The 7,946-nt window shown below is 73.6% G+C and carries 6 protein-coding genes and 1 pseudogene; 2 read left to right on the top strand and 5 right to left on the bottom strand.

Translation table 11 applies throughout. From position 1 onward, the window contains the following. Window positions 1-22: 22 nt before the first annotated feature. From CWIS_RS09585 to serS, 3 genes are all read right to left on the bottom strand, one after another. The gene (locus CWIS_RS09585; RefSeq protein WP_048343060.1) at window positions 23-1,402 is read right to left on the bottom strand and encodes an ABC transporter substrate-binding protein; all 1,380 of its coding nucleotides are present in this window, start codon (window positions 1,400-1,402) and stop codon (window positions 23-25) included. 194 nt (window positions 1,403-1,596) lie between these two features. Next, window positions 1,597-2,394, bottom strand: a complete 798-nt coding sequence (locus CWIS_RS09580; protein WP_048343059.1) for an HAD family hydrolase — start codon at window positions 2,392-2,394, stop codon at window positions 1,597-1,599. Next, window positions 2,394-3,671, bottom strand: coding sequence for a serine--tRNA ligase (gene serS, locus CWIS_RS09575; protein WP_048343058.1), 1,278 nt, complete (start codon window positions 3,669-3,671; stop codon window positions 2,394-2,396). The genes CWIS_RS09580 and serS overlap by 1 nt, the downstream gene beginning before the upstream one ends. A gap of 154 nt (window positions 3,672-3,825) precedes the next feature. Between serS and CWIS_RS09570 the strand changes: the two genes are divergently transcribed. After that, window positions 3,826-4,965 (top strand): diacylglycerol kinase family protein, encoded by a 1,140-nt coding sequence (locus tag CWIS_RS09570; RefSeq protein WP_048343057.1) that lies wholly within the window; start codon window positions 3,826-3,828, stop codon window positions 4,963-4,965. A 146-nt stretch (window positions 4,966-5,111) separates the two neighbouring features. Then, a complete protein-coding gene (locus CWIS_RS17630) occupies window positions 5,112-5,798 on the top strand; it encodes a GntR family transcriptional regulator (protein WP_053071653.1) in 687 nt (228 codons plus the stop codon). Between the two features lie 27 nt (window positions 5,799-5,825). On the opposite strand, the gene pheA is transcribed toward CWIS_RS17630, so the two are convergent. Both pheA and CWIS_RS18825 read right to left on the bottom strand, forming a co-directional pair. Continuing rightward, the gene (pheA, locus tag CWIS_RS09560) at window positions 5,826-6,812 is read right to left on the bottom strand and encodes a prephenate dehydratase (RefSeq protein WP_048343056.1); all 987 of its coding nucleotides are present in this window, start codon (window positions 6,810-6,812) and stop codon (window positions 5,826-5,828) included. Continuing rightward, window positions 6,793-7,946, bottom strand: a pseudogene (locus CWIS_RS18825) (hypothetical protein); the annotation flags it as partial. The gene pheA and the pseudogene CWIS_RS18825, both read right to left, overlap by 20 nt.

Genomic DNA, 7,946 nt, shown 5'->3' with positions numbered 1-7,946 from the left:
CCCCCGGGGCACCGAGCTCAGGTCACGGCCAGGCAGCCTCGATCTTGTCGAGCGTGTCCTTGGTCGACTGACCGGTGATCCAGCTCGTCGCCTCCTTCCAGAACGCGTTCGAGCCGACCGCGGCGGGCATCATGTCCGAGCCGTCGAAGCGGAACACCGCGTTCGGGTCGAGCAGGATGTCGGCCGAGAGCTTGTCGATCGGGTTCGTCAGGATGGACGCGTCCAGGCCCTTGTTGGCCGTGATCCAGCCACCGTTGGTGCGGTCGACGCTGGCCTGCGCCTTGAGGTTCGCCCACGTGTCGGTGCTCCAGAACTCGAGCAGCGCCTGCACCTCGGGACGGTCGGCGAACGCGGTGACGAACTCACCGGCACCCAGGACGGGCTTGTCCGACGTCGTCTTGCCCGGCAGGTAGAACGCGAAGATCTGGCCGTTCTCGGAGATGTCCGTGCCCTGCGGGAAGTTCGCGGCGTAGAAGCTCGCCATGCGGTGCAGCGAGCACTGGCCGTCGAGGATCGGCAGGCCGCCGTCCTGGAACGCGGTCGTGGCGATCGACGAGACGTCGCCGAACCCGCCGTTCACGTACTCCGGGTTCTTCAGGTACTCGCCGACTCCGTCGAGCGCCTTCGTCGGGACCTCGGAGTTGAACGGGATCTCGTGGCTGACCCACTGGTCGTACACGTCGGCGCCGCCCTCGCGCAGGACGAAGTCCTCCATCCAGTCGGTGACCGGCCAGCCGGTGGCGGCGTCGGACGCGATGCCCGCGCACCACGGCTTGTGACCGGAGTCGGCGGCGATGGTGTCGGAGAGCGTCTTGAGCTCGTCGAGGGTCGTCGGGACCTTCCAGCCGTTCGACTCGAACTCCTGCGGCGAGTACCAGACGAGCGACTTCACGCTCGCCCCGGACGGCGCGGCGTAGAACGTGCCGTCCACTGTGCCGAGCGCCTTCCAGTCCTCGCCCCAGAACTCGTCGACGTTCGCGGCGACGCCGGCCGGCGCCTCCTTGACGGTGCCGGTTGCGACGAGCTGGGCGAGCAGGCCCGGCTGCGGCACGATCGCGATGTCCGGCGGGTTGCCCGCCTGGGCGCGCACGAGGATCTGCTGCTCGAACTGCTTGTCGGCCTGGTAGTCGACCTTCGCGCCCGTGCACTCCTCGAACGGCACGAACGAGTCCTTGTAGGGCTGGTCCTCGGGGTCGACGATGCCCGCGTAGATCGTGATGGTCTTGCCCTTGAGGTCGCCGTACGACTCGTAGGCGGCGCAGTCGGCGCTCGCCGTCGAGCCGCCACCCCCGTCGCCGTCCCCGTCACCGCCGTCGTTCGACGAGCAGGCGGTCAGGACCAGTGCGAGGGTCGCAGCCGAGGCCGCGACCAGGGTGTACCGACGCTTGCGCATGCCGTTCATGAGACCTCCGTGTCGTCATGGCCGCACCCGCGGACGTCCACGTCCGCGTGCCATCCCCACGATGCAATCCGTTACAGAAATCCCCCGCAACCCGAAAGACGGGACAAAGCGGTCACGGTTGCGTCACGAAACGGCAGTCATGGCGCGCCGCCCCTCGGCGGGCACCGCGAGGGCGTTCGCCGAGGTCGCGGCGGCTAGACCAGGAGGCCGCGCAGGATGGTCAGGGCACCGTCGTCGTCGATCGTCCCGGTCACCTCGTCGGCCACCGCGCGGACGCGCTCGGAGGCGTGACCCATCGCGACGCCGCGCGCGGCCCACTCGAGCATCTGCAGGTCGTTGCCACCGTCGCCGATCGCGAGCGTCGCGAACGGCTCCACCCCCAGGCGCCGGCGCACCTCCTCGAGCGCGCTCGCCTTGGACACCCCGCCCGGCGTCAGGTCCAGCCACGCGGTCCAGCCGACCGCGTACTCGACCTCGTGCAGGCCGACGCGCTCGACGAGCGCGTGGAACTCGTCGGGGCTCGCGCCGGGGGCGCGGATGACGACGCGCGTCGCGGGCGTCGCCGCCAGCTCGTCGAACCCGACGACGTCCATCTCGCCGCTCAGCTCACCGGTGGGGAACAGGTCGGAGACGCGGAACCCCACGCCGAGGTCCTCGACCGCGTACAGCGCGTCGGGCAGCTCCATCGCGATCGCGCGCAGCGCCGGGCCGGGGTCGAACGTCACGGTGTCGACGATCGCGAAGCCCGCGGGCTCGTCGGCGTCGAGGCGGGCCGTCACGGCACCGTTCGAGCACACGAGCCAGCCCTCGGTCAGGCCGAGGTCACGCGCGACCGGCGCCGCGGAGTGCACCCCGCGGCCGGTCGCCAGGACCACGTGCACACCCGCGGCGACGAGGTCGCCGATCGCCTCCCGGACGTCGTCGGAGACGGCACCGTCGTAGGACATGAGCGTCCCGTCGACGTCGAGCGCGACCAGGCGTGTGCGACTCATCAGGGCTCCAGTACCTCGAGGCCGCCCAGGTAGGGCCGCAGCCCCACCGGGACGTGCACCGATCCGTCGGCCTGCTGGTGGTTCTCGAGGATCGCGACGATCCACCGGGTCGTGGCCAGCGTGCCGTTGAGCGTGGCGACCGTGCGCACCTGACCGTCGGCGGTGCGCTCGCGCACCCCCAGGCGGCGCGCCTGGAACGTCGTGCAGTTCGAGGTCGACGTCAGCTCGAGGTAGCGCTCCTGGCTGGGCAGCCACGCCTCGCAGTCGAACTTGCGCGCCGCGCTGCTGCCCAGGTCCCCCGCGGCCGTGTCGATCACGCGGAACGGCAGCTCGGCGAGCGCGAGCATCTCCTTCTCCCAGGCCAGGATCCGGCGGTGCTCGGCGCGGGCGTCCTCGACGGTCGTGTACGAGAACGCCTCGACCTTGTGGAACTGGTGCACGCGGATGATCCCGCGCGTGTCCTTGCCGTACGAGCCGGCCTCGCGCCGGTAGCACGCGCTCCACCCGGCGTAGCGCTTGGGGCCCGCCGACAGGTCGAGGATCTCGCCCGAGTGGTAGCCCGCGAGCGCGACCTCGCTGGTCCCGACGAGGTACAGGTCGTCGGCCTCGAGGCGGTACACCTCGTCGGCGTGCGCCCCCAGGAACCCGGTGCCCGCCATGACCTCGGGCTTGACCAGCGTGGGCGTGATGACCGGCGTGAACCCTGCCGCGAGCGCCTTGTCGACCGCCGCGTTCAGCAGCGCGAGCTCGAGGCGCGCGCCGACCCCGGTCAGGTAGTAGAACCGCGCACCCGAGACCTTGGCACCGCGCTCGGTGTCGATCGCGCGCAGCCCCTCACCGAGCTCCAGATGGTCCTTGACCACGAAGTCCGGCCCGTACTCGGCCGCGAAGTCGCGCGGCGTGCCCACGTGCTCGAGCACGACGAAGTCGTCCTCGCCGCCCGCCGGGACGCCCTCCTCGACGACGTTGCCGATCCGGCGCGCGAGCTCGTCCGCCCTCGCCTGCGCGGCGTCGGCCTCGACCTGCAGCGCCTTGACGCGGTCCGCGACCTGCTTGGCGTGCGCGAGCAGCGCGTGCTTCTCGTCGCCCGTCGCCTGCGCGACCTTCTTGCCGTGCGCCTTCTGCTCGGCACGCAGCGACTCGAACTCCGTCAGCGCGGAACGCCGGCGTGCGTCGGCGTCCAGGACCTCGTCGACGAGGCCGGGGTCGTCCCCACGGGTCACCTGGCTGGCGCGCACGGTGTCGGGGTCGTCGCGCAGGAGCTTGAGATCGATCACCCTTGAAGGCTACCGACCCGGCCGCTCCACCCTGAACCTGAATGAGCGCGAGCGACCGCCGTCGCGGGGTGAAGGTGCGCCGTGGCGGCGCGCCCGCACGAACCCCCTCGACATTCCACGCGACCAGGGGCGATGCGCTGGGTAGGTTGCGCATGTGAGGTGGGAGGCCTGGGTCGCGGTCGTCGCCGGTGTCCTGGCGGTGGCCGCACTCGTCGTGGCCGCCGTCGTCGGGATCCGCCAGCGCGAGCTGCGCCGTCGGCTCGAGGCCTCGAGCGTCGCGAGCAGCCCGCGCGCGCAGTCGCTCGGGCGCGAGGTGCGTGAGCGCGGGCAGCAGCTCGCGTTCGTCGCGAACCCGACCAAGCAGGACGTGCCCGCGCTGCGCGAGGCCATCGAGCGCGCCGCCGACGAGCAGGACCTCCCGCAGCCGTTGTGGTTCGAGACGAGCGTCGAGGACCCCGGTGTGGGGCAGGCCAAGCAGGCGCTCGCGCAGGGCGCCGACGTCGTCGTGGCCGTCGGCGGGGACGGGACCGTGCGCGCGGTCGCCTCGGCCCTCGTCGGCACCGGTGTGCCGATGGGGCTCATGCCGCTCGGCACCGGCAACCTCCTGGCGCGCAACCTCGACATCCCGCTCGGCAACGCGCTGTCCGCGCTCGAGGTCGCGCTCGGCGGCCGCGACCGCACGATCGACGTCGGCTGGCTCAGGGTGGTCCACGCCGCGCACCTGACCGAGAGCGACGGCGTGCACGCCCGCACGAACGACGAGCACCTCTTCCTCGTGATCGCCGGGCTCGGCTTCGATGCCGCGATGGTCGCGGACGCCGACGACGACCTCAAGGCACGCGTCGGGTGGATCGCGTATTTCGTCGCCGGGATCAAGCACCTGCACGGCCGTCGCACACGCGTGCACGTCCGGATCGACGACTCCCCCGCCACGTCCACGCGCCTGCGCAGCCTGCTCATCGGCAACTGCGGCAAGCTCCCGGGCGGCCTGACGCTCCTGCCCGACGCCGTGGTCGACGACGGGTGGCTCGACGTCGCCGCGATCGACACCCGCGGCGGTGTCGCGGGCTGGGCGCAGCTGTTCGGCGAGGTCGTGCTCCAGGGGGTCGGGGTCAAGGGGATGCCGCGGGGTGTCGGGCGCATCGACCACACGCGGGCCCGCGAGATCCGCGTCGTCGTCACGGGCGGTGAGCACGCGCAGGTGGACGGCGAGGTCATCGGCCGCGTCACCGAGGTCGCGGCGCGGGCCGACCCCGGCGCCCTCGTCGTCCGGGTGCCCCGCACGGAACGCTGAGCCCGGCCGGCACGGCGCGCGGGGCCCACCGGCGCGGCACGCCGACGTGACGCAGCCCGCCTGGTCCCCGGGACGTGGGTCCCTCATGCGGTCCCGTGTGCGTGCATACGCTCGATCGACCAGCACTGCGACGCGCAGGAGGCATCGTGCCTGTCCCCACCCAGACCGCGGCGGTCGAGTCCGGACGGCTGCTCCTCGCGGACGTCGTCTACGAGCGGCTCATGTCGGTCATCGTCAGCGGCGAGCTCGCACCGGGCGAGGTCGTCCGCGAGGAAGAGATCGGCGCCTGGCTGTCCGTGTCACGCACCCCCGTGCGGGACGCGATGCGTCGGCTCGGCGACCAGGGCCTGCTCTCGTACCAGCCGAACCGCGGCTCGCGCGTCGCGCCGCTGGACCCGCGGCACCTCGAGGAGGTCCTCGACGTCGTCGCGACCCTCTCCGGCAAGGCGGCCGCGCGCGTGGCCCCCGACCTCGGCGCGGCGGACCTCGCGATGGTCGAGGCGCACCTCGACGAGGCGGCCAAGGCGCACGCCAACGGCGAGGGCATCGCGCGCGCGGTCGAGCTCGACGCCGCGCTCGACGTGCTCCTGGCCCGTGCCGGCAACCGTGTGCTCACGCGCACGGTCGTCGGGATGCGGCCGCACGTGGACCGGCTGCTGGGCCTGCTGCCCGGCTGGCCCGAGGCGACGCTCGTCGAGGAGCGGACCACCGCGCTGGTCGACGCGCTGCGCTCGCGCGACCCGGGGACCGCGGGCGACGCGGTGCACGACCTGGTCCTCGAGCTGGGTCACACGCTCATGGCCGAGGCCGTGCGGCGCGGGCTGGCGTCCTGAGCGGCCAGCCCTCCCGCTGACCGACGGTCAGGACGTGCGGCCGGTGCGCACCTCGTCGAGCCACGCGCGGGCGGCGACGAAGTCCGTGTCGCTCGTGCCGACGTGCACGGTGGGCCGGACCGCGTCGGCGCGCGGGTAGGAGCCCAGGAAGCGCACGTACGGGCAGCGCCGGTGCAGGCCCATGAGCGCCTCGCCCACGCGCTCGTCGGTCACGTGACCCTCGGCGTCGATCGAGAACGAGTACCGGCCGAGCGCGTCGCCGATCGGGCGGGACTCGATGCGCGAGAGGTTCACCCCGCGCGTCGCGAACTGCTCGAGCATCGCGAGCAGCGCACCGGCCTCGTTGTCGGGCAGGTGCACGACGAGCGTCGTCTTGTCCGCGCCCGTGGGCGGCGGGATCTGCCCGGGGTGCCCGACGACGACGAACCGCGTGACCGCCGAGACGTTGTCCGCGACCTCGTGCGCGAGCGGCGTCAGGCCGTAGGTGTCCACCGCGGGCGGCGGGACGAGCGCGGCGTCGAAGCCCAGGTCGGCGGTCGCTCCCTGCGCGGCGGCCTCGGCGAGCAGCGCCGCGGGGGCCGTGTTGGAGGTCGCCGGCACGTGCACGACGCCCGGCAGGTGGTGCGCGAGCCAGCGCCGGCACTGCACCCACGCGTGCGGGTGCGCGGAGATGCGCCGCACGTCGCCGAGCGCCACGCCCGGCGCCGCGGCGAGCGTGAACTGCACCGGGACGAGCACCTCGCGCAGCAGGACGAGCGGGGTGCCGGCAGCGAGGCTGTCGAGCGTCGCGGTCACGCCGCCCTCGACGGTCGACTCGATCGCGACGACCGCGTGGTCGGCCACGCCCTCACGCACGGCGTCGATCGCGGACGCGACGTCGACCTGCGGCAGGTAGACCGCCTCGTCGGGCGAGGCGACCTGACGCAGCGCGGCCTCCGTGAACGTGCCGGCGGGGCCGAGGTAGGCGTAGCGCAGGGGGCGGTGCCGGTCGTCTTCAGGCTGGCTCGTGGACATCGGGGCCGTCCGGTCGGGGTGCGGTGAGGTCGTGCCGGGTCTCGGTGAGGTCGTGCTCGGCAGGGTAGTCGTCCACGACGGCGCGCAGCCCGAGCGTCCCGAGCAGCGGCACAGCCGCCACCAGGATCACCGTGGCGATCCGCACGCCGTAGTCGTTGACCAGCCCGCCCGCGACGGCCGCGATGAGCAGCCCGACGACCACGGGCCGCGCGGGCGGCCAGCGCCGCTCCAGCAGCTCCCACGCCGGGACGCGCACGCGCGAGCGCGGCCACAGCACGACGACGACGCCCACGACGATCGCGAGCGTCAGCACCGCGACCCACCCGCTCGTCACGGTGTCCGCCGCGTACCCGAGCTTGCGCGCGACCGTCTCCCACGCCGAGCCGTCGACGACGCGCTGCACGAACACCCCCAGGTGCGTGCGCTCCGCGGCGGGCCGCAGCCAGTCGACCACCGCGATGCCCCCGACGAGCACCACGCCCGCGACACCCGCGACGAGCAGCCGCTGCCACGTCACGCGCACGCCCGCGACCCCGAGCACCACGACGAGCCCGGCGGGGACGAGCACGAGCCCGCCGCCGACGTCCGCCCCGAGCGCGGGCCACAGGTCCACGACGAGGGCGACGAGGCAGACGAGCCCCGCGACGGCCGTGCCGAGCAGCCGCCGGCCGCGCCGCACGAGCGCCCAGCCGAGGATCGCCGCCGTGACGAGTGCGGCGACCACGTAGAAGGAGTACGTCGGGTTGCCGAAGCCGTAGAACCGCCCGCCGAGCGTCACGGCGGGCCCCTGCGGGCTGCCGCGGTGCAGCGGGGTGCCGAGCACCGCGTCGAGCGTGAGGACCACGAACGTGATGCCGGCGATCAGTCCCGGGCCGAGCGTGAGCGGCCGCCGCGGGGCGAGCGCCGCGACGCCTGCGACCGCCGCCGTGCCCGCGGCCAGGCCGAGCCACAGGTTGCGGTCGGGGTCCGCGAACCGCCACCACGACGTCGTCGTCATGAGGAACAGCCCCACCGGGAGCGCCGCGAGCGTGAGGAGCACCGCGTCGGCCACGCGGCGCAGCCGCTCCGCGAGCGCCGGGCGGCTGCGCGCGAGGCGCGGTCCGGCGACCGCCGCGACGGCCACCACGAGCAGCG

Origin of the sequence: Cellulomonas sp. A375-1 (genome assembly GCF_001040865.1) — a bacterium.
In the GTDB taxonomy this organism is placed as follows: Bacteria; Actinomycetota; Actinomycetes; order Actinomycetales; family Cellulomonadaceae; genus Cellulomonas; species Cellulomonas gelida.
The sequence above is the reverse complement of the archived record's forward strand: the minus strand, read 5'-3'. Positions and strand labels throughout refer to the sequence as shown.